This window comes from Mesorhizobium sp. M0074 (genome assembly GCF_040322975.1).
Taxonomy (GTDB): Bacteria; Pseudomonadota; Alphaproteobacteria; order Rhizobiales; family Rhizobiaceae; genus Mesorhizobium.
In genome coordinates this window covers 129487-154848 of sequence record NZ_JAMYUM010000002.1, presented here as the reverse complement: position 1 = coordinate 154848, position 25362 = coordinate 129487, and the positions used below count along the sequence as shown (strand labels likewise).

At 62.9% G+C, this 25362-nt stretch carries 23 protein-coding genes; 12 read left to right on the top strand and 11 right to left on the bottom strand.

Annotation, left to right across the window (positions count from 1 at the left end; translation table 11 throughout):
- The 3 genes from NKJ73_RS03720 to NKJ73_RS03710 all read right to left on the bottom strand — a co-directional run bounded on the left by NKJ73_RS03720 (position 1) and on the right by NKJ73_RS03710 (position 3628).
- Positions 1 to 723: a UdgX family uracil-DNA binding protein gene (locus tag NKJ73_RS03720; RefSeq protein ID WP_280952098.1), complete on the bottom strand. Its 723-nt coding sequence runs from the start codon at positions 721 to 723 to the stop codon at positions 1 to 3.
- Positions 724 to 809: 86 nt separating this feature from the next.
- Positions 810 to 2231: a glutamine synthetase family protein gene (locus NKJ73_RS03715; RefSeq protein ID WP_031211659.1), complete on the bottom strand. Its 1422-nt coding sequence runs from the start codon at positions 2229 to 2231 to the stop codon at positions 810 to 812.
- 14 nt (positions 2232 to 2245) lie between these two features.
- The gene (locus NKJ73_RS03710) at positions 2246 to 3628 is read right to left on the bottom strand and encodes an aspartate aminotransferase family protein (RefSeq protein ID WP_352568393.1); all 1383 of its coding nucleotides are present in this window, start codon (positions 3626 to 3628) and stop codon (positions 2246 to 2248) included.
- 157 nt (positions 3629 to 3785) lie between these two features.
- Here NKJ73_RS03710 and NKJ73_RS03705 point away from each other — a divergent pair, with 157 nt between their 5' ends.
- Complete coding sequence (locus NKJ73_RS03705) at positions 3786 to 4241, top strand: hypothetical protein (RefSeq protein WP_352568392.1); 456 nt, start codon at positions 3786 to 3788, stop codon at positions 4239 to 4241.
- Positions 4242 to 4249: 8 nt separating this feature from the next.
- On the opposite strand, the gene NKJ73_RS03700 is transcribed toward NKJ73_RS03705, so the two are convergent.
- On the bottom strand, positions 4250 to 5224 hold the full coding sequence (locus tag NKJ73_RS03700; protein WP_352568390.1) for a WD40 repeat domain-containing protein: 975 nt from the start codon (positions 5222 to 5224) through the stop codon (positions 4250 to 4252).
- 249 nt (positions 5225 to 5473) lie between these two features.
- Positions 5474 to 6541: a CobW family GTP-binding protein gene (locus NKJ73_RS03695; RefSeq protein ID WP_352568389.1), complete on the bottom strand. Its 1068-nt coding sequence runs from the start codon at positions 6539 to 6541 to the stop codon at positions 5474 to 5476.
- A 197-nt stretch (positions 6542 to 6738) separates the two neighbouring features.
- Between NKJ73_RS03695 and NKJ73_RS03690 the strand changes: the two genes are divergently transcribed.
- Together NKJ73_RS03690 and NKJ73_RS03685 are read left to right on the top strand one after the other, a co-directional pair.
- On the top strand, positions 6739 to 7461 hold the full coding sequence (locus NKJ73_RS03690; protein WP_352568388.1) for an intradiol ring-cleavage dioxygenase: 723 nt from the start codon (positions 6739 to 6741) through the stop codon (positions 7459 to 7461).
- 203 nt (positions 7462 to 7664) lie between these two features.
- A complete protein-coding gene (locus NKJ73_RS03685; protein ID WP_352568387.1) occupies positions 7665 to 8147 on the top strand; it encodes a MarR family winged helix-turn-helix transcriptional regulator in 483 nt (160 codons plus the stop codon).
- A 2-nt stretch (positions 8148 to 8149) separates the two neighbouring features.
- Here the strand turns inward: NKJ73_RS03685 and NKJ73_RS03680 are convergent, their stop codons facing one another.
- The gene (locus tag NKJ73_RS03680) at positions 8150 to 9022 is read right to left on the bottom strand and encodes an AraC family transcriptional regulator (protein ID WP_352568567.1); all 873 of its coding nucleotides are present in this window, start codon (positions 9020 to 9022) and stop codon (positions 8150 to 8152) included.
- A 52-nt stretch (positions 9023 to 9074) separates the two neighbouring features.
- On the opposite strand from NKJ73_RS03680, the gene NKJ73_RS03675 reads away from it, so the two are divergent.
- From NKJ73_RS03675 to NKJ73_RS03655, 5 genes are all read left to right on the top strand, one after another.
- The gene (locus NKJ73_RS03675; RefSeq protein WP_352568386.1) at positions 9075 to 9482 is read left to right on the top strand and encodes a DUF2000 family protein; all 408 of its coding nucleotides are present in this window, start codon (positions 9075 to 9077) and stop codon (positions 9480 to 9482) included.
- Positions 9483 to 9679: 197 nt separating this feature from the next.
- A complete protein-coding gene (locus tag NKJ73_RS03670) occupies positions 9680 to 10564 on the top strand; it encodes a DMT family transporter (protein WP_036238364.1) in 885 nt (294 codons plus the stop codon).
- Positions 10565 to 10632: 68 nt separating this feature from the next.
- Positions 10633 to 11655, top strand: coding sequence for a LacI family DNA-binding transcriptional regulator (locus NKJ73_RS03665; protein WP_023676245.1), 1023 nt, complete (start codon positions 10633 to 10635; stop codon positions 11653 to 11655).
- Positions 11652 to 12632, top strand: a complete 981-nt coding sequence (locus tag NKJ73_RS03660; protein ID WP_352568385.1) for a 2-hydroxyacid dehydrogenase — start codon at positions 11652 to 11654, stop codon at positions 12630 to 12632. The genes NKJ73_RS03665 and NKJ73_RS03660 overlap by 4 nt, the downstream gene beginning before the upstream one ends.
- 154 nt (positions 12633 to 12786) lie before the next feature.
- A complete protein-coding gene (locus NKJ73_RS03655) occupies positions 12787 to 13182 on the top strand; it encodes a hypothetical protein (protein ID WP_352454732.1) in 396 nt (131 codons plus the stop codon).
- Between the two features lie 14 nt (positions 13183 to 13196).
- Here the strand turns inward: NKJ73_RS03655 and NKJ73_RS03650 are convergent, their stop codons facing one another.
- The gene (locus tag NKJ73_RS03650; protein ID WP_352568384.1) at positions 13197 to 13970 is read right to left on the bottom strand and encodes a gamma-glutamyl-gamma-aminobutyrate hydrolase family protein; all 774 of its coding nucleotides are present in this window, start codon (positions 13968 to 13970) and stop codon (positions 13197 to 13199) included.
- A 284-nt stretch (positions 13971 to 14254) separates the two neighbouring features.
- On the opposite strand from NKJ73_RS03650, the gene NKJ73_RS03645 reads away from it, so the two are divergent.
- Positions 14255 to 15364, top strand: a complete 1110-nt coding sequence (locus NKJ73_RS03645; protein WP_352492671.1) for a TRAP transporter substrate-binding protein — start codon at positions 14255 to 14257, stop codon at positions 15362 to 15364.
- 388 nt (positions 15365 to 15752) lie between these two features.
- Here NKJ73_RS03645 and NKJ73_RS03640 read toward each other — a convergent pair whose 3' ends face one another.
- From NKJ73_RS03640 to NKJ73_RS03625, 4 genes are all read right to left on the bottom strand, one after another.
- Complete coding sequence (locus NKJ73_RS03640; protein WP_352568383.1) at positions 15753 to 16778, bottom strand: zinc-dependent alcohol dehydrogenase family protein; 1026 nt, start codon at positions 16776 to 16778, stop codon at positions 15753 to 15755.
- A gap of 16 nt (positions 16779 to 16794) precedes the next feature.
- The gene (locus NKJ73_RS03635) at positions 16795 to 18573 is read right to left on the bottom strand and encodes a TRAP transporter large permease (RefSeq protein WP_352568565.1); all 1779 of its coding nucleotides are present in this window, start codon (positions 18571 to 18573) and stop codon (positions 16795 to 16797) included.
- Positions 18573 to 19157 carry a TRAP transporter small permease subunit gene (locus NKJ73_RS03630; RefSeq protein WP_352568382.1) on the bottom strand — a complete coding sequence of 195 codons (585 nt, stop codon included), beginning with the start codon at positions 19155 to 19157 and terminating at the stop codon, positions 18573 to 18575. The genes NKJ73_RS03635 and NKJ73_RS03630 overlap by 1 nt, the downstream gene beginning before the upstream one ends.
- Positions 19158 to 19361: 204 nt before the next feature.
- Positions 19362 to 20267, bottom strand: coding sequence for a branched-chain amino acid ABC transporter permease (locus NKJ73_RS03625; protein WP_023676253.1), 906 nt, complete (start codon positions 20265 to 20267; stop codon positions 19362 to 19364).
- A 140-nt stretch (positions 20268 to 20407) separates the two neighbouring features.
- Between NKJ73_RS03625 and NKJ73_RS03620 the strand changes: the two genes are divergently transcribed.
- From NKJ73_RS03620 to NKJ73_RS03610, 3 genes are all read left to right on the top strand, one after another.
- Positions 20408 to 21016 carry a CGNR zinc finger domain-containing protein gene (locus tag NKJ73_RS03620; RefSeq protein WP_352454730.1) on the top strand — a complete coding sequence of 203 codons (609 nt, stop codon included), beginning with the start codon at positions 20408 to 20410 and terminating at the stop codon, positions 21014 to 21016.
- The gene (locus NKJ73_RS03615) at positions 21009 to 21539 is read left to right on the top strand and encodes a hypothetical protein (RefSeq protein WP_352452209.1); all 531 of its coding nucleotides are present in this window, start codon (positions 21009 to 21011) and stop codon (positions 21537 to 21539) included. The genes NKJ73_RS03620 and NKJ73_RS03615 overlap by 8 nt, the downstream gene beginning before the upstream one ends.
- A gap of 225 nt (positions 21540 to 21764) precedes the next feature.
- Positions 21765 to 25244, top strand: a complete 3480-nt coding sequence (locus tag NKJ73_RS03610; protein WP_352568381.1) for an indolepyruvate ferredoxin oxidoreductase family protein — start codon at positions 21765 to 21767, stop codon at positions 25242 to 25244.
- The last annotated feature ends 118 nt before the right edge of the window (positions 25245 to 25362 follow it).

The following is a 25362-nucleotide window of genomic DNA, read 5'->3' as shown; positions in this document are numbered from 1 at the left end:
TCAGGCGGCCATCAGCTTTTTCACCGCTCTCATATCCTGCAGGAACCGGTCGCGTTCTGCCTGCTTGTCCGCCGGCTCGCGAATGCGCAGGATGAAGGACGGGTGGATGGTGACGAAGACACGCAAGCCATCGTCGCGCTCCACGACGGCCCCGCGCATCTTCATGATCGGCACCACCTTGCCAAGCAGCGCCTGCGCCGCCGTTGCGCCGAGCGCCACCGCCAGATTGGGCTTGATCAGATCGATTTCCTTGTCGAGCCACCAGCGGCAAGCCTGCACCTCGCCGGCGTTTGGCTTGGAGTGGATGCGCCGCTTGCCGCGCGGCTCGAACTTGAAATGCTTGACCGCGTTGGTGACGTAGACTTTCAGCCGATCGACGCCGGCATCGTCCAGGATCGCGTCGAACACCTTGCCCGCCGGACCGACGAAGGGCTTGCCCGCCAGGTCCTCCTGGTCGCCCGGCTGTTCGCCGACGAAGATCACCTTAGCTTTATCAGGGCCCTCACCGAACACGGTCTGCGTGGCGTCGTGCCATAGCGGACAGCGGCGGCAGATCTTGGCCGTTTCGCGCAGTTCAGGAATCGTCCTGGCGTCGATTTCTGTCGTTTCCGGAGACTTGCTTGCAGGCAAGCGTCTTGCCTGCACTTTGGCATGGTGCGGCGTCGGGGTTGTCTGCATCCTGGCGATCATGACTAAGGCGGCCTTGCTCGCTCCTGCAATCAGACACGCAATGAGCAAAGCCCGCCGAAGGTTCCGTTGAAATTATTCCGCATGGGCCTTCACCGGCGGATGGCCGACGATGTGATGCCCTACACCTCGTGCAGATAGAGGTGATAATCCAGTTCGCTGACCGTGCGCGCCACGCGCAGATATTCCGACTGCTTGATCGCCACGAACGTCCGGTGCAGGTCTTCGCCCAATGCGCCCTTGAGGAAGGTCGACGCCCTTGCCGCCTCGATCGCGGCACGCCAGTCGACCGGCATCGTCGTGCGCGTGACGGCCGATTCGTAGCCATTGCCGGTGGTTTCGGGACCGGGATCGAGGCCTTCGTCGAGGCCTTTGACGACACCGGCCAGCACCGTTGCTGCCACTAGGTAAGGATTCGCGTCGACGCCCGATGGCCGGTGCTCGATGCGGCGGTTCTTGGCATCGCCGGCCGGCACACGCAGTGCCACCGAACGGTTGTTGACGCCCCAGGTCGGCGCCACCGGCGCATAGGATTGCGAGACGAAGCGCCGCCATGAATTGGCATGCGGCGCGAAGACCAGCATCGATTCCGCCATCGTCTGGATCAGTCCGCCGAGGCCGCGCAGCAGCGGCAGCGACCAGCTTTCGCCGCCGGTTTCGGCAAAGACATTCTTGCCGGCATCATCCAGCAGCGAGACATGAAAATGCATGCCCGAGCCGGCATATTTCTCGATCGGCTTGGCCATGAAGCAAGCGGTGACACCATGACGGCGCGCCTGCGCCCGCACCAGTCGCTTGAGCATCACGAGATCGTCGGCCGCCCGCATCACATCCTTGCGGTAGTTGAGCGTCAGCTCGTACTGGCCGGGCGCATATTCCGAGATGACCGTCTCGGCCGGGATGCCTTGCACCTTGGCTGCGGCGTAGATGTCGGAAAACAGCGGCTCCATGCCGTGTAGATGGTCGACGGAATAGACCTCCGTCTTGGCCGAGCGGCGTCCGTCAAGCACCGCGTGCGCCGGCTGCACCTTGCCTTCGGCATCGCGCTCGTTGGCGAGCAGGAAGAATTCGAGCTCGAAGGCGCCGGCCGGATGCAGGCCCTTGGCCGCGAGGATGTCTACCTGGCGGGCGAGTGCCAGCCGCGGGTCGGACGACATCGGCTGGCCATCGAGATGGTACATCGCCATCAGCACCTGGCCGCGCGGCGGCTGGGTGGCGAACAGCGGCACCAGTGTGCCGGGGATCGGCCACGCCCGCAGGTCGCCGTCGCCCGTCGTCCAGATCAGCCCGGTCTCGTGAACATCCTCGCCGGTGATGTCGAGGCCGAGGATCGAGATCGGCATGTGCCGGCCCCCCTCGTAGATGCTCATCAACTCATGCCGGCGCACGATCTTGCCGCGCCCGACGCCATTGGCGTCGGTCAGCACGATGTCGAACGCTTCGATCTCGGGATGAGCGTCGAGAAAGGCCTGCGCCTCGGCGGGCGTCGAGCCCGAAGGGGATGCCGTGACCAGGTTCAAACTTTGCTTGGGCGCTTGTTTCATGCCGCAAGCTTGTCTCACGCCGTAAGCTTTGCCGCAACCGCGCCGAAGGCAGTGATCAGCCGGTTCACCTGGGCGGCGCTGGTCGTAGGAGAGATCAGCATCATGTTGTGGAAGGGTGCGATCAGCACGCCGCGATTGACCAGCGCGACATGGATTGCCGCCTCGAGCTCCGGCACGTGCGCAGCTTCCGCTTCGCCGCCGTTCCTCAGCGGGCCCGGCGCGCAGATGAACTCGACACGGGCACCGACGCGAGCAACATGCCAGGGCAGACGATAGCGATCGATGACGGCGGTCAGCCCGGCGTCGAGCCGCTGCGCCAGATGGTCCATATGGCTGTAGTTCTCGTCGGTCATGACGTATTCGAGCGTGGCGCGCATCGCTGCGAATTGCAGCGGATTGGCCGACAGCGTTGTCCCCATGCCGGAGTAGCCGGGCTCTTTCCGGCTGATATAAGCGGCATAGCGGGCCGCAACGTCTTCGCTCATGCCCCAGACGCTCGCCGGTACGCCGCCGGCAATCGGCTTGCCCAGCACGAACAGGTCCGGCTCCAGCCCGTATTTGCTTGTATAGCCGCCGGGACCGGTCGAGATTGTATGCGTCTCGTCGATTAGAAGCAGCGTGCCGGTCGCACGGGTGAGACGCCGCAAGCCATCATGAAAGCCGGCTTCGGGCAGCACCATGCAGGAATTGGTCAGCACCGGCTCGGCGATGACGCAGGCGACATCGTTGCCCCGGAGTGCCGCGTCGAGCGCCGGCAGATCGTTGAACTCGACGACATCAGTCGCCCGCGTCAGGTCGCGGAACTCGCCGGCCAGTCCCGGTCGATTCACCGCTTTCCCGGCGACCAGCCGCACCATCGTCTCGTCGACCGAGCCATGATAGCAGCCGTTGAAGACCAGTATCTTCTCCCGGCCGGTAACGGCGCGGGCAACCCGCAGCGCGAAGCGGTTGGCATCGGTCGCCGTCGTCGCGATCTGCCACGACAGCAAACCGAAGCGCTGCTGCAGCAACGGCCCGATGGCGAGCGCGTTCTCGGCAGGCAGCATGTAGGTCAGGCCGCGTCCGGCCTGCCTGCGGATGGCGCGTGCGACCGGCGGCGGCGAATGACCGAACATCGAACCGGTGTCGCCAAGGCAGAAATCGTCGAGCCGGTTGCCGTCGATATCTCTGATGATGGCGCCCCTGGCACTATCGACGAGGATCGGGAATGGCGTCGGCCAGTCGTTCATCCAATGCATCGGCACGCCGCCGAAGAAGCCGGGCAGGCCATTGCCGATTTTCGCCATCGATTTTGGCCGCGCCCGGCGGAAGACTTCTGCCTCGGTCGCGCGCAACTCGACGATCCGGGCCGGGCCGATGCCGCCGATGCAAGTCTTTGAATGGTTCATGACGTTCATGGCGGCCCTCTCAGTCGCACTTTAGACAATCGGCATCCGCCACCGCAATTGGCCGGGCGGCTGCCCTGTGTTGGGTCAGCGGTCATTTGAATGAAAACAGGCGCTTGACCGCGAGCCGCCTTCGGGCGCCAATGGTACTTCGGCTGGAGGGCATAAGATGGTGCGGGCGATCGTCTGCGCAGCAACGCTGCTGTCGTCGGTTGGTGCGGCTCTGGCGTCCGGCGGCATCTGGTGTTCCGCCGAGGATGCAGCCGTCAAATTTCAGGTCGGTGCCGGGATCACCAGAGGCATGGGCGGGCCGACCTTCAATTTTAGCGGCGAGCTCGAGATTCTGGGCAGGCCGGCTGGCGACAGTCTGCGCGAGACATTGTTCGAGGATCAGAACCTCACGCAATATTGGCTCGACAACAAGGAATTGCGGCTGCTCGTCTACCACGAACGGCTGGTCGAAAACGCCTACGGCTATGTCGAACTGGCGATCCTGACCAAGGCCAGCGACGAAGGCGTCTATGACGGTCGCTATTTGCTCTCAATCCATGATGTAACGGCCGATGCCGAAAAGGACGGCAAGCAGGCTGAATTGACCGGCAAAGTATCTTGCGGAGCCGAGTAAGTAACAGGCTACGCCGAAATATCGATGACGCCGCAGTCGCCCGCAGCGCTGCCAAAGGCGACGCGGCGCTCTTCCTTGTCCCACATCATCGAAGTGACGGCGCCCTTGCCCGGCCGGCGCAACAGCACTTCCTTGGCGTCGGCGAAGCGCACCGCCATCACCATCCCGTCATCATAGCCGATAGCAACGACGTCCTGGCTCGGGTGACAGGCGACGGAGGTGACCATCGCATTGCCGCGCGTGCCGAGTTCCAGCGGCGCCTTGCCCATCGGCCCGTCTTTGCCGGAAAACGGCCAGACGATCGCCGCCGGCGCGCCGGAACTCGCCAGCCATTTGCCCTTGGCGCTCCACGATAGGCTTTTCACCTTGCCGGGGTAGCCGGACATGCGCATGTGCTTGCCGTCGGCGAGCTTCCAGCCATGAAGCGCGTTTTCCTGCATGGTGGTGACGACGAAGCCGCCGTCCGGCGAGAAGGCGATGCCGGTGTGGGCGCCGGCCCATTCGAGCTCGACCGGCTTGCCGTCGGCAGCCGGGAAGTGCAGCGTCGCGCCATTGTAGCGGGCAACGCCGAAGCGCATGCCCTTGGGCGAGAAGGCAAGCCCCTCGACTGAGCGCGGATGCGAGAATTCCCTGGTTTTGCCGTCGGCAAAGCGCACATAGGCAATCTTGCCCGAAGCATAGGCAACAGCGCCTTGCGGCCCGGCGGCGACGCTGGTTATCCATTTTTTGCCTGCGGTCGCCAATTCCGTTGTATTGCCGCCTGGGGTCACGGCAAAGATCCTGCCGTCCTCACCACCGGTGATCAGTCGGTCGTTTGCCGCATCATGGAAGGCGGCGAGCATTCCGTCATTGGCCTGCACCGTCTTGTGGCCGTGGTCGAGCCAATGGATTGTGCCGTCGGCCAGCGCAAAATGCGGCACGTCGCCGAGAAACACGGCGGCGAGGCAGTGGCCTTCGAGATCGAGCGGGGCGACTGTCGGCATGAGAGATCATTCCGTTCGAGATTTCTGCTTGTCATCTAACCCCGCCGGGCTGTCGGCGAGGCTCCGCCTTCTCCCCTTGTGGGAGAAGGTGGATTGGCGCGCAGCGCCAAGACGGATGAGGGGTGCTGGAACGAGCGCCGTCGATGCCAAGCTGGAGCACCCCTCATCCGACCGAGCTACGCTCGGCCACCTTCTCCCACAAGGGGAGAAGGAAAGAAGGGGCAGCGCTAACGTTATAAGATCTGGAAATCAAGCCGCCTGGCAGGCCTCGAAACTCTTCTTCAGCCGCTCGGCGTCGAGATCGCGGCCGATGAACACCAGCCGGCTCTCGTGTTTCTCGCCATCCTTCCAGGCGCGCTGGTGGTCGCCCTCGATGATCATGTGCACGCCCTGGATGACATAGCGCTCGTCATCGCCCTTGAGCGCGATGATACCCTTCAGCCGCAGGATGTTCGGGCCTTCCATCTGGGTGATCTTCTCGATCCAGGGGAAGAATTTCTTCGGATCCATCTCGCCGCCGCGCAGCGACACCGACTGCACCGTCACGTCATGGATGTCGGAAGGATGCGCGTGATGATGCCCGTCATGATCGTGGTGATCATGGCCGTCGTGATCATGGTGATGGTGGTCATGATCATGATCATGATGGTCGTGATCGTCATGCGCCTCGAGGAAGTGCGGATCGTTCTCCAGCGCCCGGGACAGGTCGAACGCACCGCGATCGAGCACCTCGGACAGCGCCACGCTGGCGCGTGTGGTGCGATGGATTCGTGCCGCCGGGTTGATGGCGCGGATCGTCGCCTCCACCTTGCTCAGCTCTTCGGGGGTGACCAGATCGGTCTTGTTGAGTACGACGACATCGGCAAAGGCGATCTGGTCCTCGGCCTCTCGGGAATCCTTCAGACGCAGCGGCAGGTGCTTGGCGTCGACCAGCGCCACCACCGCATCGAGCCTGGTCTTGGAACGCACGTCGTCGTCCATGAAGAAGGTCTGCGCCACCGGCACGGGATCGGCGAGGCCTGTGGTCTCGACGAGGATGGCGTCGAAGCGGCCAGGCCTGCGCATCAGGCCTTCGACGACGCGGATCAGGTCGCCGCGCACGGTGCAGCAGACGCAGCCATTGTTCATCTCGTAGATCTCCTCATCGGATTCCACGATCAGCTCGTTGTCGATGCCGATCTCGCCGAACTCATTGACGATGACGGCGTAGCGCTTGCCATGGTTTTCCGAAAGGATGCGGTTGAGCAGTGTCGTCTTGCCGGCGCCGAGATAGCCGGTGAGGACGGTTACGGGGATCTGCGTCTGTGCGTCGCTCATATTGTGCCTCGAATAGGGATTGTCGGCTCCATATAGGATGTGTGCTCGGCTTTTGCACGAGGCAAACCGGTGGGCCAAAGAGGGGCTGGTATTGCCGAACTTTCCTCACATTACCGAACTTTCATTGGCGCCGCCTGACAGCGGGCCCTAGATAGGCGGGGTCATTTACGGAGCTGTTCGCGTTGAAGAGGCGCCAGATGTCCGACATGTCCTTGCCACTAAGCCGTCGGCAGGCGCTCGGTCTCGTTGCGGTTACCGCTGGCGGCATATTCCTGCCCGCCGGTGCAAGGGCCGGGCAGGTTTCGCCCTATGCCCGGCTTGCTTTGTTCGAAGCCGGTGCCGGCGTCTGCGCCATCACGCCCGAGGTCACCGAAGGGCCGTTCTATTTCGACCCGAAGCTCGAACGCGCCGATATCACCGAGGGCAAGAAGGGCATCGGCCTCAATGTGCGGCTGCAAATCGTCGACGCCGCCTGCCGGCCGCTTCCCGGCGCACGCGTCGATATCTGGCATTGCGATGCCCAGGGCACCTATTCCGGCTATCCCGGACAGGGCGACGGGCAGGATATCGACACGTCCGGCCAGAGCTTTCTCCGCGGCTGGCAGAGAACCGATGAAAGCGGCATCGCTTCTTTCGCCACCATCTATCCCGGCTGGTATCGCGGCCGCACCACCCACATCCATTTCAAGATCTTCCCCGACGACCGCTCGGTGATGACCGGCCAGATGTTCTTCCCCGACGGCCTCAGCGAGCAGATATTCGCCACCGTCGCGCCCTATAAAGATCGCCCCGGCAAACGCGATACATCCAACGCGCGGGACGGCATTGCGCGGCAGGCCGGGCCGCTGTCGCAGGCAGCGCTGCGGGAAATGGCGGACGCCTATCAGGCGTTGATGGTGGTCGCGGTGAAAGCCGGTTGAGAACACCTCGTCACGTCCCCATCCAGCCATTGCGGAAAGTCGTTTGTCATCTAACTGAAATAAACATCTGGCATTAGCCACGGCGAACACCGCGAAGCTTGCCGGCAAAGCTATTTTCCGAGCCGGAATGTTTTCGATCGTCATTGCCAATCGGCGGCCTGCTTCTATGCTGTCCGCTCCGGTTCGGCCGAGGAGGGATGAGCATGGCCAAGGCGGACAAGACTGCAACAATGAGCCGGCTGCATTCGGCGGCGCGGCTGGCGCGCACGGCGCTCGCCGCCCGGCTTCTGGCGCATGGTTTCTATGCCGGCCAGGACCAGATCATGCTGGCGCTCGACCGCGAGGACGGGCAGACGCCCGGCAACCTTGCCGGCCGCCTCGGCGTGCGTCCGCCAACCATCACCAAAACCATCAACCGGCTGCAGGCGCAGGGCTTTCTGGAGAAACGGGCCTCGTCCGCCGATGCCCGCCAGGCGCATATTTTCCTCACCGACACCGGCCGCGAATTCATCCACGCCATCGAGAAATCGGTGAAGAAGACCGAAAAGCAGGCATTGAAGGGTCTCGACAAGAAGGATCAGAAAGCGCTGTTCAAGCTGCTTGCCCGTGTCGAGGCGAACCTTTCGAACGGCGAAATGGTGCTCCCCGATGACGAACTGGATATCGAGGACAAGATCCTTGAATAAGGTCACGCGTTCGCCGCTGACGGCCGTCGCGTCAGTGCCGACCAGCGTCCCGGTGTGACGCCGAACGCCTTTTTGAAATGCCGATTGAAATGGCTTTGGTCACTGAAGCCGGCTGCGATGGCGATTTGCGCCAGTGGCTCGTCGGCTTCCATCATCCGACGGGCTCGTTGAAGCCGGCGCATCAACAGGAACCGGTGCGGGCTGGTGGAGAAGGTGGCGCGGAAATGCCGCGACAGGGCATAACGGTCCAATCCGGTTATCGCCTCCAATTCATCCGAACGTACAATCCGCGCGACATTTTCCTCCAGATAGTCGCGCGCCAGGCTGGCGGCGCGCCACGCAGTTTTCGCTACCGGTTTCGTCGGCTGACCGGCGTGCCGGGCCAAGCTTTGCATAAGCTGCGTCATGAAATCGACGACAAACAGCTCGTCCAGTTCCTGATTCAACGGCCCGAGCGCCGAAAGCAGCGTCGCCCGGAGATCGCGGTCTGTCACCACGGCATTCCCGACAAATGGTAGTGATCCGCCGCCGAGACAATCGAGCATCAGGGACGGCTCCAAATAGAGCATTCTGTATCGCAAGCCGTCTTCGGTGCCGGCACCGCCATCGTGCAGTTCGTCGGGATGAAGGATAATGATCTGGCCAGGCAGGCTCTGATGCGTTTGGCCGCGATAGCGGAAGCGCTGCACGCCATAAAGCGTCACCCCGATCGCATAGGTGTCGTGGCGATGGAGATCGAAGGCATTGCCGTGGAACCGGGCCTCGATGCGTTCCATCCCGGCAGCACCGGGTGCCGGTACGATGCAGTTCTCGGCTGCATCCACGCACAAACGTCCAAGACCCTGAAAGGCTTCCCGGTCTAGATCGTGCGCCATCGCTTCACTCGCAGCCTCGGATTGGCCCCCTTTTCGGATTGGAAACTGTCGCATGTTCGATACGAAATTTGCAATCGTGCTCAAGGATGATCTTCCCGTCTGGCAAAAGCTCAATGTCACCGCCTTTCTGACCAGCGGCATCGTCGCGCAATTTCCCGACATTATCGGCGACCCCTACCGTGATCGCGCCGGCAATATCTACAACCCGCTGTCGATCCAGCCGGTCATCGTGCTTTCGGCGGACGGCCAGACGCTCGGCGCGATCCAGCGGCGGGCGCTGGAGCGTGGTGTGACGGTTTCGCTCTATGTCGAGGATATGTTTTCGACCGGGTATGATCTGGCCAACCGCGCCGTCTTTGCCGAATTTGCGCCGGAGGATGCCAAGGTGGTCGGCATCGCGCTTCGCGCCGAAAAGAAGCTCGTCGACAAGATCACCAAGGGCGCCCGCATGCACGCCTGAGTCGTCGGCCACTAGGTCGGCCACTGGGAAACAAACTGAGCCTGTCGGCGGCTGTCGTTGTGCCAGACTGTTTTGGCTTGCCCGCAGGCGACAATTGCCGCATTGGTGAGGGACCGCCTTGCTTCCCGTCCGACCTGAAATTGAATGCTCCCCCAAGACAAGACGAAAGCGCGACATCGCCGGCGGCGATCCTGTGCATGCTTTCCGTCTATGTGTTTTTCACCTTCCTCGACACCAGCAGCAAGTACCTTGTGCTGGCCGGCGTCTCGGCGCTGATCGTCGCCTGGACCCGCTTCGCGGTCCATGTGCTGATCGTCGGCGTCTTTCTGCACGGATGGCGTGAGCCGCTGCGCTTTCGTCCCGCCAACCTGCCGGCGCATCTCACGCGCGGTCTGCTCCTGTTCGGATCGACGATATGCAACATTCTCGCGCTGCGGACGCTGCAGCTGGCGGAAACCACCTCGATCTACTTCTTCGGCCCGATGGTGATCACCGCGCTTGCCGGTCCGTTGCTAGGGGAATGGGCCGGCTGGCGGCGTTGGCTGGCGATCATGAGCGGCTTTGTCGGCGTCCTCATCATCACCCGGCCGGGCATCGGGGTTTTTGGCGTCGGCCATCTCTTTGCGCTCGGCTCGATGCTATCGAACAGTTTCTACGTCATCATGACGCGCCGCATGTCGGCGACGGAAACCTCGGAAAGCCTCATCCTGTTTTCGGCGTTGGCGCCGGCCGTGCTGCTGCTGCCGACACTGCCGTTTTCGCTTTCGTTGCCGCAGGATGGCTGGCACTGGTTCATATTGCTGATGCTGGGCGTCTTCGGCGCCATCGGCCATTGGCTTCTTGTGCAGGCCTATCGCCTTGCCACCACCACGGCCCTGGCCCCCTATCCCTATTCGCAGATGATCTGGATGATCATCTCCGGCCTGATCGTCTTCAACCAGTTTCCCGACCGCTGGACGCTGGCCGGTGCGACAGTCATCGTCGCCAGCGGCCTCTACATCGTCCACCGCGAGCACCGGCTTCGTGTGCGCAACCGCGCGACGCTGGACGCGGAGGCGGAAGCGCTGGCAAAAAAACTTTGATTTGCGCGGGATCGATGGCATAAGAGCCGGCCTTTAAACAGTTTAAATTGCTTCGGGAGCGCAGGGCGCTGGCACAGAAGATCAAGCTTTCCACCATCGCGGATGCGCTCGGCGTGTCCACGGCCACGGTTTCGCTGGCCTTGCGCGACAGCCCGCTGGTCGCCGGCGGCACCCGCGACCGCATCAAGGAACATGCCCGCGCCATCGGCTATATCTACAACCGCCGCGCCGCCAGCCTGCGCACCTCGCGCTCAGGCATAGTCGGCGTCGTCGTCCACGACATCATGAACCCGTTCTTTGCCGAGATATTGCGTTCGATCGAGAGCGAACTCGACCGCAGCCGGCAAACCTTCATCCTGTCGAACCACTACGACCAGCTCGAGAAACAACGCACCTTCATCGACACGCTTCTGCAACTCGGCGCTGACGGCGTCATCATGTCGCCGGCCATCGGCACACCGCCCGAAGACATAATCATGGCCGAGGAGAACGGTCTCCCGGCAGTGCTGATTGCACGCACCGTCGAAGGTGCCGACGTGCCGGTGTTTCGCGGCGACGATGCCTATGGCACCGGGCTTGCCACCAATCATCTGATCTCGCTTGGCCACAAGCGCATCGCAATGATCGGCGGTACCGACCAGACCTCGACCGGCCGCGACCGCTATCAGGGATATGTCAACGCCATGGAGGCGGCAGGGCTTGAGGTCAGGCCGTCCTGGCGCATCGCCGGCCCACGCACCAAGCAGGCCGGCTTCGAGGCCGCCGGGCAGTTCCTGGCGCTGAAGGACAGGCCGACCGCGGCCTGCTGCTGGAACGACCTCGTCGCCATCGGCCTGATGAACGGCATTGCGCGCGCCGGGCTGGTGCCGGGCATCGACATCTCTGTTACCGGCTATGACGACCTCGAGGAGGCGGCGATCGCGACGCCTGCGCTAACCACCGTCTGGAACGGCCAGCGCGAGGTTGGCCGCCGCGCCGCCAGCGCGCTGCTCGACAAACTCAACGGACAGACGGTGCGGCCGTCGCAGGAACTGATCAAGCCGGAACTGCATGTGCGCCAGTCGACCGGCAAACCGGTGGAACGTGCATGACAAAAACCAAACAGCAAGCTGTCGCCATTCTGGTGCCCGGCCAGTTCAACGATCATGCGGTCGGCCGCATCGACGGGGTGTTCAGCCGCGTCCGGATCGAACGCGCCGATCCGTCGCTGGTCACCGACGAGATGCGTCATACGGTGCGCGGCATCGCCGCCTTTGGCGGCATAAGCGCCGCGTTGATGGACGCGCTGCCAAAGCTCGAGATCATCGCCAATTTCGGCGTCGGCTATGATTCGGTCGATGTCCGCCACGCCGCACAGCGCGGCATCATGGTCACCAACACACCGGATGTGCTGACCGAAGAGGTCGCCGATACGGCGCTCGGCCTGTTGATCAATACCATCCGCGAACTGCCGCGCGCCGAGGCCTGGCTGCGCGACGGAAGCTGGCTGCGCAACGGCAACTATCCGCTGAGCCGGCTGACCTTGCGCGGGCGCCATGTCGGTATCTTTGGCATGGGCCGCATCGGCCTCGCCATTGCCCGCCGGCTCGACGCTTTTGGGCTGCCCATTGCCTATCACAACCGGCGCCGCGTCGAAGGCCTGTCCTATGACCATCACCCGACGCTGAAAGGTCTCGCCGAGGCGGTCGACACACTGATCTCGGTGGCGCCCGGCGGGGCTTCGACGGAAAAGGCCGTCAATGCCGAAATTCTCTCGGCTCTTGGGCCGAACGGCGTCTTTGTCAACATCGGCCGGGGCAGCACGGTCGACGAACCAGCCCTTGCCGCCGCACTTGCCAGCGGCAGCATCGCCGCTGCCGGGCTAGACGTCTTTGCCGACGAGCCGAATGTGCCAGCGGCGTTGCTTGCCGCGCCCAACACCTCGCTTTTGCCGCATGTCGGCTCAGCCTCGCAGCACACCCGCCGCGCCATGGCGGACCTGTGCGTCGACAATCTGGTCTCGTGGTTTTCGCAGCGAAAGGCGCTGACGCCGGTGCCGGAGACGGCAAATGTCAAGGCAAGGCCGTAAGCGGGCTGCCATATCTATTAACTTCAGCTTAACCCTTCGGAATCATTCTGGTCCCTTCGCGGTGTATGTCCGCCTGACAGGACATGACAGCAAGATGAAGCGCGCCTCCCTGATCTCTTCGAACCGGCGCGCTTGAAATGCGCGGAGAACCAGGATGAAGACGCTTCCTGCATTGATGGCAGTCGCTGTGCTGTTCGGCAGCGCCCAGCTGTTTTACGCCGGTAGCGGTGAAAGCCGTGCAGCCAGTGAGTCACCGCCTTCATCCGGCAACTACAGGCTGGTAGCCCATGGCGACGAGGGGTCTTGTGCGGTCAGCCGCGGCGCCGAGATTTCGCAAGGTCTGTCGCTGTTGACGGTCGCAGCAAATTGCCGCCGGGTGTTGCCCGGCGTCGAGCAGGCGAAGTTCTGGCGAGAGCAGGATGACGGCACGGTCACCTTCAGCGCCAACGGCACCGATCCGATCGTCATGTTCTCAGTCGCCGACGGCGATGGTTACGAATCCTACGCGCCGGCGCTGCCGCTGCTGACGCTGGCGTCGGCCGGCAACTAGCGAGCGCGGCAGGACTATTCCGCGGCTGCGCGCGCACCCGATTTCGCCGCCTGATGCAGGCGCACCGCATCGCCGAATGCGCGAAATATCTTTACCGAGATACTGTCCGATTTGACCCAGTATTCGGGATGCCACTGGACGCCGACGGCGAAAGCCCGTGCATCGCGCACCGAAACCGCCTCGACAGTGCCGTCGGCGGCGACCGCTTCGACCTGCAGCTTTGGGCCAAGCCGGTCGATGGCCTGGCGATGCACCGAATTGACCATGATGTCGCCGGCGCCGAAGACCCCGGCCAGGCAGCTGCCGGGTTTTATCGCCACGCTCTGGCGGATGGCGAAGCGTTCGTCCTGATTGTCGCTTGCCGGCGCACGATGATCGAGCGAACCGGCGCGTTCCTGGATTTCGGTGGCCAGCGTGCCACCCAGCGCCACATTCATCTCCTGGATGCCGCGGCAGATGGCGAGCAATGGCACCCCGCGCTCCACCGCCCGGCGGATCAGCGGCAGCGTGGTGGCGTCGCGGGCGGGGTCGTAGGGACCATTGGCTTCGCTGGCGTCACCGCCATAGAGCGAGGGATGAACGTTCGATTTGGAGCCGGTGACCATGACGCCGTCGACGGCGGAAAGCAGTTCGTCGAAGTCGAGCCGGTCGGCGAAGGATGGTACCAGCAGCGGGAACACGCCTGCACCCGAAAGCGCCGCTTCGAGATATTGCTGTGGCGCGGCATGCCAGGTGTAATTGTCGAACTGGCGGACGTCGGTCGATATTGCGACGAGCGGCTGGTGCATTTGGTCCGGATCCCATCGGGTGCAACGAATTATCTGCCTGCAAAATAGGCGATCCGAAGGCGCATTTCCATGGCAAGTTTCGGCGTGTCGCGTAGGCCAGTTAATCGACCTTAGACTATAGTTGCAAGATCTGCCCCAACGCCGTGAATTTCCCCGAAATGCGCCGCTCAAACCGGGCTGCCGTGCTGGACTCGACTCCTTGCCTGTGTATTGTCGGCTCGAAGCCGATCCGGGCGCCGAAGTGTCCCGAATGTCGGTCAGTGGATCCAAAAGGGAGGAACTTCATGGATCGTCGTTCGTTCATCCGCAAGGCCGGCACCGCCGGCGTTGGCGCCGCGGCCGCTGCCGCGACACTTGCCGCCCCGGCCATCGCTCAGTCCAATCCGAAAGTGACCTGGCGGCTGGCGTCGTCCTTCCCGAAGTCGCTCGATACGATCTATGGTGGCGCCGAAGTGTTTTCCAAGATGCTGTCGGAGGCGACCGACGGCAACTTCCAGGTCCAGGTCTTCGCCGCCGGCGAACTCGTTCCCGGCCTGCAGGCCGCCGATGCCACCACTGCCGGCACCGTCGAGGCCTGCCACACGGTGGCATACTATTACTGGGGCAAGGACCCGACCTGGGCGCTGGGAGCGGCGGTTCCGTTTTCGCTCAACGCGCGCGGCATAAACGCCTGGCACTATCATGGTGGCGGCATCGATCTGTTCAACGAGTTCCTGGCGACGCAGGGTCTGTTTGGGCTGCCGGGCGGCAATACCGGCGTGCAGATGGGCGGCTGGTTCCGCAAGGAGATCAAAACGGTCGCCGACCTTTCCGGCCTCAAGATGCGTATCGGTGGTTTTGCCGGCAAAGTGGTGCAAAGGCTCGGCGTGGTTCCTCAGCAGATCGCCGGTGGCGACATTTATCCGGCGCTGGAAAAAGGCACGATCGATGCCGCCGAATGGGTCGGCCCCTATGACGACGAGAAGCTCGGCTTCTACAAGGTTGCGCCCTATTACTACTATCCCGGCTGGTGGGAAGGTGGACCGACTGTCCATCTGATGTTCAACAAGGCGAAATACGACGAACTTTCGCCGGCTTACAAGTCGCTGGTGCATACTGCCGCTCAAGCGGCCGACGCCAACATGCTGCAGAAATACGACTATCTCAATCCGGCGGCGGTTAAGCGGCTGGTTGCCGGCGGTGCCAAGTTGAGCCCGTTCAGCCAGGAGATCATGGCCGCCTGTTTCGAAAAGGCCAACGAAGTCTATGCCGAGATGGAAGCCTCGAACGCGCCGTTCAAGAAGATCTGGGATTCGATCAAGGCGTTCCGCAAGGAGCATTATCTCTGGGCGCAGGTGGCCGAGTACAACTATGACACCTTCATGATGGTCCAGCAGCGCAACAGCAAGCTCTAGAACATTCTGCGACGCCGAGTGGCTCCACTCGGCGTCGCAGAAATGGGCTAAAACAAAGCGGATGCCCGGTTTTATTTGAATGCATTCCGCTCCAGGAAGACGTGGTTCTTGTCAAAGGACCCTGAGCACGCCCTGTGTTCCTTCCTGTCAGCCTCGGACGCACTGACTTCCACCGGTATTCCCGCCCGGAGCATGGCAATAGAACACTGTCGACTTGATGCGGCCACGCATCAGTTGCTGGACCTTCACCCGGTTGTAAGCCGGCGTCGGCATAGGTGGCGGGGTCGCCTTTCCCCGGCTTCATCAGCCCGGCTTTATCAGATTGAGGATGAAGCCATCGATGCGACGCAGAACCGCGAAGCCTGCCGGTGGCAACTGGCCCGATGGATCAGCTCTGAGGCACTGCCAGGACTTTGACCTCACCTGGCGCCGGCGGGTTGGCAATGATCGCCACCGCCTCGTCGAGGCTGACTTGTCGTGATATCAGCCGATCTACTTCGATCGCCCCCGAGGCGATAAGATCGGCGGCCCGGCGATGGGTAAAGGGGTTGAGGAAGGAACCCAGGACCTTCAACTCACGGAACAGCAGATCGAACGGTTCGAACGCCACTTTCATGCCTTGCGGCATCACGCCGACGACGACGACGGTGCCGCCCGCTTTGGCCAGCCGCATCGCCTGCTCAACAGTGTCTTTCACGCCGGCGCATTCGAACACCACGTCGACGCCGCCCGGCATGAAACCCGACGGGCCGACGATCGCATCGGTGACATCGAAGGCGCTGGGATCGAGCGTCGCCGTTGCGCCAAATTGCTCGGCAAGAGCCCGCCGCGAGGCCTGACGGGTCGACAAGATAATGGTCGTCGCACCGGCGAGCTTTGCCAGCTGAACGGTGAGCAGGCCGATCACGCCGCCGCCGAGCACCGCGACCGACGAGCCTGGTTTGATCGCGGCAAGGTCCACGCCATGCAGGCAGCAGCCGAGCGGCTCGCAGAAAGCACCATGCGTAGGCTTCAGATCGCCTGGCAAGACGAAGGCCTGTTTCTGTGGCAGGACAAGATATTCGGCAAAGCCGCCATCGCAATGGATGCCGATGGCGCGTAGATTGCCGCAGAGATTGACCCGGCCGGCCTGACAATGCTCGCATCGGCCACAGGCAATGTTGGGATCGCCGGTGACGCGGTCGCCGACGGAAAAGCCGGATACGGCAGGTCCGACCGCCTCGACGATGCCGGAGAATTCATGCCCGAGCGTCACCGGCGGCGTGCACGGGAATTCACCATGGAAAAGATGCCTGTCGGTGCCGCAGACGCCGCACGCCTCGATGCGCACCAGCAGATCGTTCGGCCCGGCGGTCGGTTTCTCGACCTCGCACACGGCGAGGCTGCCCACTCGCTCCAACCGAACCGCCTTCATGGCTGCCGGGCCTTCCTCAGTTGAAACTCGGTGGTTGCGACAGATCGATTGCCGGCGCCGCCGGTTTCGCGGGCGGCTTTTCGTCGAAGCTCGGCGGCTGCGACAAATCCGGTGTGGAAGGTGAGGCCGGGGCAGTGCCGCCGTTGGCCGGCGGCGTGCCAAGCGGCGACAAGCCGATGCCAGGCGTTTCCGGCACCTGGTAGTTGATGGTGCCAGGATCGACGACAGTGCCTTTGTAGTGCATCACCATCTGCGGGAAGGCGATGGTCAGGCCGATCATGATCACCTGGATGCAGACGAAGGGCACTGCGCCCCAATAGATCTGCCCTGTGGTGACCGGCGCGATCTGCTTGCCGGTGAGTCGGTCGAGATAGGGCACGCGCGCGGCGACCGAGCGCAGATAAAACAGCGCGAAGCCGAAGGGCGGATGCATGAAGGAGGTCTGCATGTTGACGCCCAAAAGCACGCCAAACCAGATCAGGTCGATGCCGAGTTTGTCAGCCGCTGGCGCCAAAAGCGGTACGATGATGAAGGCAAGCTCGAAAAAGTCGAGGAAGAAGGCGAGCACGAAGACGAGGATGTTGACGCCAATCAGGAAACCGACTTCACCGCCCGGCAGCGACGTCAACAGGTGCTCGACCCAGATGTGGCCATTGACGCCGTAGAAGGTCAGCGAGAACACCCGCGCGCCGATCAGGATGAACAGAACGAAGGACGACAGCCTGGTCGTCGAGGCCAGCGCCTGCTTGACCACGTCGAGCGACAGCCGCCCCTTCATCGCCGCCATTGCCAGCGCGCCGACGGCGCCCATGGCGCCGCCTTCCGTCGGCGTGGCGATGCCAAGGAAGATGGTGCCCAGCACCAGGAAGATCAGCGCCAGCGGCGGGATCAGCACGATGATCACCTGCTGTGCCAGTCTGGACATCAGGTTGATCTTCAGGCGCTGGTCAACAATCGCCACGACATAGATGAAGATGACGCCGATGGTGGCGCCGAGGATATCGGCGTTGCCGCCATGGTTCGGCGCAAGGTAGCGATACGCCGCATAGGAAACCACCACCGCCGCCAGCAGCGCCGCCAGCAGCGACAGCACACCGTGGCCGAGCGTGCGGGCCTCCAGCGGCAGGGCCGGCATCGACTTCGGCCGGAAGATCGACATGAGCAGGATGTAGAGCATGTAGATGCCGGTCAAAATGAGCCCGGGGATCAGCGCTCCCTTATACATATCGCCGACCGAGCGGCCGAGCTGGTCGGCCAGGACGATCAGCACCAGTGACGGCGGGATGATCTGGGCGAGCGTCCCGGACGCGGCAATGACGCCGGATGCCAGCCGCCGGTCGTAGCCGTAGCGCAGCATGATCGGCAGCGAAATCAGACCCATGGCAATGACGGAGGCCGCCACCACGCCGGTCGTCGCGGCAAGCAGCGCGCCGACGAAAATCACGGCATAGGCGAGGCCACCACGGACCGGTCCGAACAACTGGCCGATCGTGTCGAGCAGGTCTTCGGCCATGCCGGATCGTTCGAGCACGATGCCCATGAAGGTGAAGAACGGGATCGCCAGCAGCGTATCGTTCGACATCACCCGGCTGCCATAGAAATTATCCGGCAACGCGTGCAGCAACGGCCAGGCGAGATTGATCGAGCCGCCCGAATAGGGCGACAGAAGCACGCCGATGAAGAAGAACATCAGGCCGTTGGCGGCGAGCGAGAAGGCGACGGGGTAGCCGATCAGCAGGAAGACGACCAGCGAGGCGAACATGATCGGCGCCATGTTCTGGGCGATGAACTCGATCACGAGCGCACCTCTTCGGCGAGCGCCTTGGCTTCGAGTTCGGCCTGCTCATGCGCCGATATGAACGGGGTGGGATCGTCCATCTGACCGCGCATGATGGCGATTTTCTTGATGATTTCGGAAATGCCCTGCAGTGCGAGCAGAAAAAAGCCGACCAGCAGGATCGCCTTCGCCGGCCAGATGATCAGCCCGCCGGAATTGTTCGACATCTCCCCGCTGCGATACGACAGCGACACATAGGGAACGAAATAGACCACCATCAACGTCACGAACGGCATCAGGAAGAAGACGTGACCGAAAAGGTCGATCCAGTGCTGCACGCGGCGCGAGAACATGCCGTAGACGATATCGATGCGGATATGGTCGTTCTGCTTCAGCGTGTAGGCGGCGGCCAGCATGAAGGCGGCGCCGAACAGATACCATTGCAATTCCAGCCAGGCGTTCGAGGACATGTCGAACATCTTGCGGATGACGGCGTTGGCGGCGCTTACCAGGATCGCCAGCAGGATCAGCCACGAAACCCATTTGCCGATGAATTCGTTCAAACGGTCAATGGTTCTGGAAAGAGCGAGAAGCCCTGCCATGCATTCCTCCCTTGTGTCAGAGCGCGGCGGTTCCCTGTCCGTCGCGTCGCTGTGGACCAACGGTATGCAGTGCGTGGTCCGGCGGGTCAACACGGGACAGCCCGCATAAACACAGTTGTGAGATGACGGGCGGCAAAATGCTGCCGCATCCTTTGCATGTCCAAGGACATGCGGCGCTTTCACCCAAGCAAAGTCGGGTGCGGCTCAGGCGATCTTCTGTTGGTCGCGGCCGGCGCCGATCAGCACAAGCATGGCGACGAGGAACAGGTACATCCAGCCGTCCCGCCATTCGAGCGGAAAATAGCCGGCCCATAGCGATTCGGCCATGCCGAAAGCGGCGGCGCCCAGTGCCGCCCGCAAAGGCGAAAGATAGCCGCCCACTGCGGTCACGAACAGGATTTTCAACCCGTAGACCAACCCTGTGCCGAAGCTGATGTTACCGTAGTAGAAGGCGGCGAGCACGCCAGCCAGTGCCGCGCAAAGGCCGCCGAAAAGCACCGCACGCCGAAACACCGCACGGACATCGACGCCGCACATCGCAGCCGCCTTGGGATCGTCGGATACGGCGCGCCAGCTCCGGCCGAAGCTCGAATATGCGAAGCCCCAAGCAGCCAGCGCTATGGCCGCCAGTACGGCGGCGCAATCGAGCAATTGGATCAGCGTCAACGTCGCCTTGAAGCTGGCATTCTGCGCGAAGACGATGGTCTGGGCCAGCATTGGCGGCAACCATAGGTCATGGGTATCGGCGGCGATGCGGCTGGCTTCCGACAAGACCAGCAATATGCCGAGCGTCGTCACCACGATGGCGTTGGGCGAGCGGTCGGCCAGCGGTTCGAAGATACTTCGCGACAGGACATGGCTGAGCAGCGCCGCATAAAGGAATGCCGCAGCTACGCCGAGCGCGACCGATGCAAACAGCGTCAGCCACAGCGCCTGATAGCCGAACGCCGCGGTGAGGATCATCGTATGCCCGCAAAAGGCGAACAGCGCGCCATAGGCAAGATTGGTACGGTGCAGGATGCCGTTGGTCAGCACGTAGCCGAAGGCAAGCAATGCGTAGAGCGCGCCCGAATGCAGCCCGTTCAGAACCTGCTGGAAGAAATAGAGCATGCAAGACCCTCTATGCATGCCCCGCAATCGGGGCAGAGGTTTGGGACGAACGATATTCTCAGTACGGCGATCGCCTCAGTGACGAGCGTTGCACCCGGAATCTAACTTGTCAAACGCGAGTTATCAGTTAGATTCGCCATATGACAGTATCCTGGACTCCGCACCGCTTTACCGGTGGCATGCTGGCGCTCGATACGGCGAACACCGTCGTTTTGCGGAACGATCCGAAGAAAACTTTCGACCGTTTCGACGATCCGGCCGAGATCGCCCGCTTTGCCGAAGCCGCGAGTGCCTTTCGCGCCGCCGAGCTCGGCGGCAGGCGGCTCGTAGCGCCGGCGCCTGAAAAGATCGCACCGGTGGTGCTGTCGATCCGGGAGACGACCGATCGGCTGTTTCGCGGCGCGGTATCGAAAGGTGCGATCGCGACCGGCGATATGCCGAAATTCTTGGAAGCCTGCGCCGATGGCCTTGCTCATAGCCGCACCGAAATCGGCACGCCTGGAAAACCGTTCGGTGATCCGGCGACGCCGATTGCCTTCGAGGCCGCGCTTGCGGTCTCGGCGCTGTCGCTGCTGCGTAGCGACACCATCGCCAGGCTGCGGATATGTCCGAACTGCAGCTGGCTGTTTGTCGACAAAAGCCGCAATTCCAGCCGCCTCTGGTGCGACATGGCGGTGTGCGGCAACCGCCAGAAGGCAAACCGACACTATCGCCGCCGGACCGCGGCCAGGGAGGTCACCAATGTCTAGAAGATTCTCACGCGCGATGATTGTCGTCGCGGCGTTGTTCGCGGCGGCCGCGCTCGGCGCCTGCCGTGATTCCGGCAAGGACCAGCTGTTCGCCATTTCCGGGAAGCTGTTCGAGTTCAACTACCGGCTGGGTATCGCCACCTATGTCATCACCCTCAATCCGCTGCGGCCGGTGGGTGAGGGGCAGGTCGCTGTGGTCTCCTTCCAGAACCCGGCCGGTGGTGATCCGATCATCGTCACCCAGAAAATATGGCCGAAGCTGCCGCATGTGACGCTCACCAGCCCGCCGCTTACCTGCGTTGTCAAGGACAAGCCCTATGCGGTGTCGATCCGCATCGAGGATTCCAGCGGCAAGTTGCTGCAGAGTTTCGCGACCACTCTGACGTCCTCGCTCGACCAGTCGGTCCTGCCCGACCGGCCTCTGGTGGTCGGGCCAGTCTACGAGCTCAACAAGGACTTGGCCGGCCATGTCGACGGCAAGCTGCCCGGTGAACCGAAGCCCAGTTGCCCAAAGGCTGCATGATGCATCACCAGCGGCACTGACCGCCGCCGGAATTTTTCATGCTCGGCCATCCTCCCCGACAGGCGTTTCGTGGCGCCACACGGCCGCGCACGGATCGTTTGTTGCGGACCGCCTGGCACCTTCGATTTTGTTTGACCTCCCCGGCAAGGGAAGAAAGACTGTGGGCACTCGACTCCGACGTTGGCCGCGCACCACCAGGCGCGGCCTCCGCACAGGAAATGCCTGATGACGCTGCACAATGTCGCGCTCGACGACAAGTTCGACCTGGCAAAGGAGCGCATCTTCCTGTCGGGTGCCCAGGCAGTCATCCGCATGCTTCTGATGCAGCGCGAGCGCGACCGCCGGGCTGGCCTGAACACCGCCGGTTTCGTCTCCGGCTATCGCGGCTCGCCGCTCGGCGGCCTCGACATGCAGCTGTGGAAGGCCAGGAACCAGCTCGCGCAGTCGGACATCGTCTTCCAGCCCGGTCTCAACGAGGAGCTCGCCGCCACCGCCTGCTGGGGCTCGCAGCAGGCCGAATTGCTGGGCGAGGGTACCCATGACGGCGTTTTTTCGGTCTGGTACGGCAAGGGTCCGGGCGTCGACCGCTCCGGCGACGTGTTCCGTCACGCCAATCTCGCCGGGTCGTCGAAACATGGCGGCGTGCTGGCTCTGATGGGTGACGACCACATGGCCGAATCCTCGACCAACGCGCATGCCACCGAGTTCCTGTTCGTCGACACCATGGTGCCGATCCTTAATCCGGCCGGCGTCCAGGAGATCATCGACTACGGCCTCTACGGCTTTGCCATGTCGCGTTTTGCCGGCACTTGGGCGGCGATCAAATGCGTCAAGGACAACATCGAATCGACGGCCTCGGTCGATGCCGCGCTCGAACGGCTGAACATCATCGTGCCGGACTTCGACATGCCGCCCGGCGGCCTCAATATCCGTAACGAGATCGACATGCTCGGCCAGGAGGAGCGGCTGCATGAACACAAGCGCGCCGCCGCTTCAGCGTTCATCCACGCCAATGGGCTGAATCGGATCGTCTATTCGGGCGGCACCAGCGCCAAGCTTGGCATCGTCACCATCGGCAAGAGTTATCTCGATGTTCGCCAGGCGCTGGAGGATATCGGCGTCGACGAAGCGGCCGCCAGTCGCATCGGTATCAGGCTGTTCAAGGTCGGCTGCCCGTGGCCGCTCGACCTGCAACACATCGCCGACTTTGCTCGCGGCCTCGATACCATCGTCGTCGTCGAGGAGAAACGCTCGCTGATCGAGGTGCAACTGCGCGAGAACCTTTACGGCACCGCGACGCAGCCGGTCATCGTCGGCAAGAAGGACGAGCGCGGCGACTGGCTGTTCCCGGCCAAGGGCGCGCTCGACCCCAACGATATTGCCATCGCGCTCGGCGAGAGGATTTTGCGAACGATCGGCCCGTCGGAAGAAATCGCCGCGCGGGTGGCGAAGTTGCGCCAGTTCCAGGCGATGCTGGCCGACACGTCAGACATCGCCTCGCGCACGCCCTTCTTCTGCTCCGGCTGCCCACACAATTCCTCGACCAAGGTGCCGGACGGCTCGCTCGCCGCCGCCGGAATCGGCTGTCATTTCATGGCGCTGTGGATGGACCGCAACACCGTCGGCTTCACCGCCATGGGCGGCGAGGGCGCGCAGTGGGTCGGCCAGGCGCCGTTCTCGAAGCGCGAGCACATCTTCCAGAATCTGGGCGATGGCACTTACAACCACTCGGGTGTGCTGGCGATCCGCTTCGCGCTGTCGACCGACGCCAACATCACCTACAAGATCCTCTACAATGACGCCGTCGCGATGACCGGCGGGCAGCCGCACGAGGGCGGCCTGACGGTGGACATGATCGCAAGACAGGTGCGCGCCGAGGGCGTGGAGCGCATCGCCATCGTCACCGACGAGCCGGACAAATATACCGGCAAGGTGGAATTTCCCGCCGGCGCCACCATCCATCACCGCGACGATCTCGATCTCGTCCAGCGCGAGTTGCGTTCGGTCAAAGGCGTCTCGGTGCTGCTCTACGACCAGACCTGCGCCGCCGAGAAGCGTCGCCGCCGCAAGCGCGGCACCTTCGCCGATCCCGACAAGCGTATCTTCATCAACGAGCTGGTCTGCGAAGGCTGCGGCGATTGCGGCGTGCAGTCGAATTGCGTCTCGATCCAGCCGGTCGAGACCGAATTCGGCCGCAAGCGCAAGATCGACCAGTCGAGTTGCAACAAGGACTTCTCTTGCGTCAACGGTTTCTGCCCCTCCTTCGTCACTGTCCACGGCGCCAAAATCAGGAAAGCCGAAGGCATAGCCGGCGCGGCCGACCCGCTCGCGGGGGTGCCGGCGCCGGCGCAATTCACCCTCGGTGAACAAGGCTGGGCGGCGATCATCGACGGTGTCGGCGGCACCGGCGTCGTCACAATAGGCGCGGTGCTCGGCATGGCCGCGCACCTGGAAGGCAAGGGCTGCGGCATGATCGACATGGCCGGCCTCGCCCAGAAGGGCGGCTCGGTGTTCACCCATGTCCGCATCGCCCGCACGCCGGACGAAATCCACGCCATTCGGGTATCGGCCGGCAAGGCCGATCTCGTGCTCGGCTGCGATCTCGTCGTTTCGGGTGCCAAGAAGGTGTTGGCCGCGGTGCGCGAAGGCCATACCATCTTCCTCGCCAACACTGCCGAGATCATGCCGGGCGAGTTCGCCCGTTCGGCCGATTTCTCGCTGCCCGTCGAGCGGCTGAAGAAAGCGATAAGAACGGCCGCGGGCGACGACAGGACGCATTTCTTCGACGCTACCCGCACCGCCACTGCGCTGTTCGGCAGCTCGCTTGGTGCCAACATGTTCATGCTCGGATTCGCCTTCCAGCATGGCGGCTTGCCGCTGTCGGCGGAGGCGGTCGAGAAGGCGATCGAGATCAACGGCGAGGCGGTAGCGATGAATATCGCGGCATTTCGCTGGGGCCGCCGCGCCGCCCACCAGCCGGATTTCGTGCGCAGCCTTCTTGCCCAGCCGGGCAAGGCCACGCAGCATGCCGCCATTGCCGAGACGCTGGACGATATCATTGCTCGCCGCGTCGCCTTCCTGACCGCCTACCAGAACGCCGCCTATGGCAAGCGCTATGCCGACAGACTGGCGGCGCTGCGCAAGGCCGAAACCAATGCTGTGCCCGGGTCGACCGTGGTGACCGAGGCTGCCGCAAAGAACCTGTTCAAGCTGATGGCGATCAAGGACGAATACGAGGTGGCGCGGCTTTATACGGACGGCTCCTTTGCCGCAGAGCTCGCAAAGCAGTTCCAGAGCTACGGCAAGCTTGAATTCCATCTCGCACCGCCGATCATGGGCAGGCGCGGCAGTGACGGGAAGCCGAAGAAATCGAGCTTTGGCCCGTGGATGATGAACGGGTTCCGACTGCTGGCGGCGATGAAGGGCCTGCGCGGCACCGCTTTCGACCTGTTCGGCTACAGCGCCGAGAGGCGTATGGAGCGGCAGCTTCTTGCCCTCTATGAAGCCGACCTGGAGCTTGTCGCCGGCGCGCTGGCGCCGGGCAAGATCGAGGTTGCTGCCGCGCTTGTTTCGGTACCGGCGCTCATCCGCGGCTTTGGCCACGTCAAGCAGGCCAGTGCCGAAAAAGCCGCCGGCGAACGCCAGCGTCTGCTCGACCGCCTCTCGACGGCGCCGCTGCGGCCGCAACTTCAAGCCGCCGAATAATTCAGCGCTGTGATACGCCTTGTTTACCTGAACTGTAGTTTTCCTGCTTCCGCTGCGTCACCAATGAATGCCAATAGAGCCCGAACCGCTGCTCTAAACCTTTCTTAAGGCCAATGTG

Excerpts from the sequence above, each read along its gene's own strand:
- NKJ73_RS03715 (WP_031211659.1), bottom strand. The coding sequence starts at position 2,231 with ATGAAACAAGCGCCCAAGCAAAGTTTGAACCTGGTCACGGCATCCCCT.
- NKJ73_RS03710 (WP_352568393.1), bottom strand. The coding sequence starts at position 3,628 with ATGAACGTCATGAACCATTCAAAGACTTGCATCGGCGGCATCGGCCCG.
- NKJ73_RS03705 (WP_352568392.1), top strand. The coding sequence starts at position 3,786 with ATGGTGCGGGCGATCGTCTGCGCAGCAACGCTGCTGTCGTCGGTTGGT.
- NKJ73_RS03700 (WP_352568390.1), bottom strand. The coding sequence starts at position 5,224 with ATGCCGACAGTCGCCCCGCTCGATCTCGAAGGCCACTGCCTCGCCGCC.
- NKJ73_RS03695 (WP_352568389.1), bottom strand. The coding sequence starts at position 6,541 with ATGAGCGACGCACAGACGCAGATCCCCGTAACCGTCCTCACCGGCTAT.
- NKJ73_RS03690 (WP_352568388.1), top strand. The coding sequence starts at position 6,739 with ATGTCCGACATGTCCTTGCCACTAAGCCGTCGGCAGGCGCTCGGTCTC.
- NKJ73_RS03685 (WP_352568387.1), top strand. The coding sequence starts at position 7,665 with ATGGCCAAGGCGGACAAGACTGCAACAATGAGCCGGCTGCATTCGGCG.
- NKJ73_RS03680 (WP_352568567.1), bottom strand. The coding sequence starts at position 9,022 with ATGGCGCACGATCTAGACCGGGAAGCCTTTCAGGGTCTTGGACGTTTG.
- NKJ73_RS03675 (WP_352568386.1), top strand. The coding sequence starts at position 9,075 with ATGTTCGATACGAAATTTGCAATCGTGCTCAAGGATGATCTTCCCGTC.
- NKJ73_RS03670 (WP_036238364.1), top strand. The coding sequence starts at position 9,680 with ATGCTTTCCGTCTATGTGTTTTTCACCTTCCTCGACACCAGCAGCAAG.
- NKJ73_RS03660 (WP_352568385.1), top strand. The coding sequence starts at position 11,652 with ATGACAAAAACCAAACAGCAAGCTGTCGCCATTCTGGTGCCCGGCCAG.
- NKJ73_RS03655 (WP_352454732.1), top strand. The coding sequence starts at position 12,787 with ATGAAGACGCTTCCTGCATTGATGGCAGTCGCTGTGCTGTTCGGCAGC.
- NKJ73_RS03650 (WP_352568384.1), bottom strand. The coding sequence starts at position 13,970 with ATGCACCAGCCGCTCGTCGCAATATCGACCGACGTCCGCCAGTTCGAC.
- NKJ73_RS03645 (WP_352492671.1), top strand. The coding sequence starts at position 14,255 with ATGGATCGTCGTTCGTTCATCCGCAAGGCCGGCACCGCCGGCGTTGGC.
- NKJ73_RS03640 (WP_352568383.1), bottom strand. The coding sequence starts at position 16,778 with ATGAAGGCGGTTCGGTTGGAGCGAGTGGGCAGCCTCGCCGTGTGCGAG.
- NKJ73_RS03630 (WP_352568382.1), bottom strand. The coding sequence starts at position 19,157 with ATGGCAGGGCTTCTCGCTCTTTCCAGAACCATTGACCGTTTGAACGAA.
- NKJ73_RS03625 (WP_023676253.1), bottom strand. The coding sequence starts at position 20,267 with ATGCTCTATTTCTTCCAGCAGGTTCTGAACGGGCTGCATTCGGGCGCG.
- NKJ73_RS03620 (WP_352454730.1), top strand. The coding sequence starts at position 20,408 with ATGACAGTATCCTGGACTCCGCACCGCTTTACCGGTGGCATGCTGGCG.
- NKJ73_RS03615 (WP_352452209.1), top strand. The coding sequence starts at position 21,009 with ATGTCTAGAAGATTCTCACGCGCGATGATTGTCGTCGCGGCGTTGTTC.
- NKJ73_RS03610 (WP_352568381.1), top strand. The coding sequence starts at position 21,765 with ATGACGCTGCACAATGTCGCGCTCGACGACAAGTTCGACCTGGCAAAG.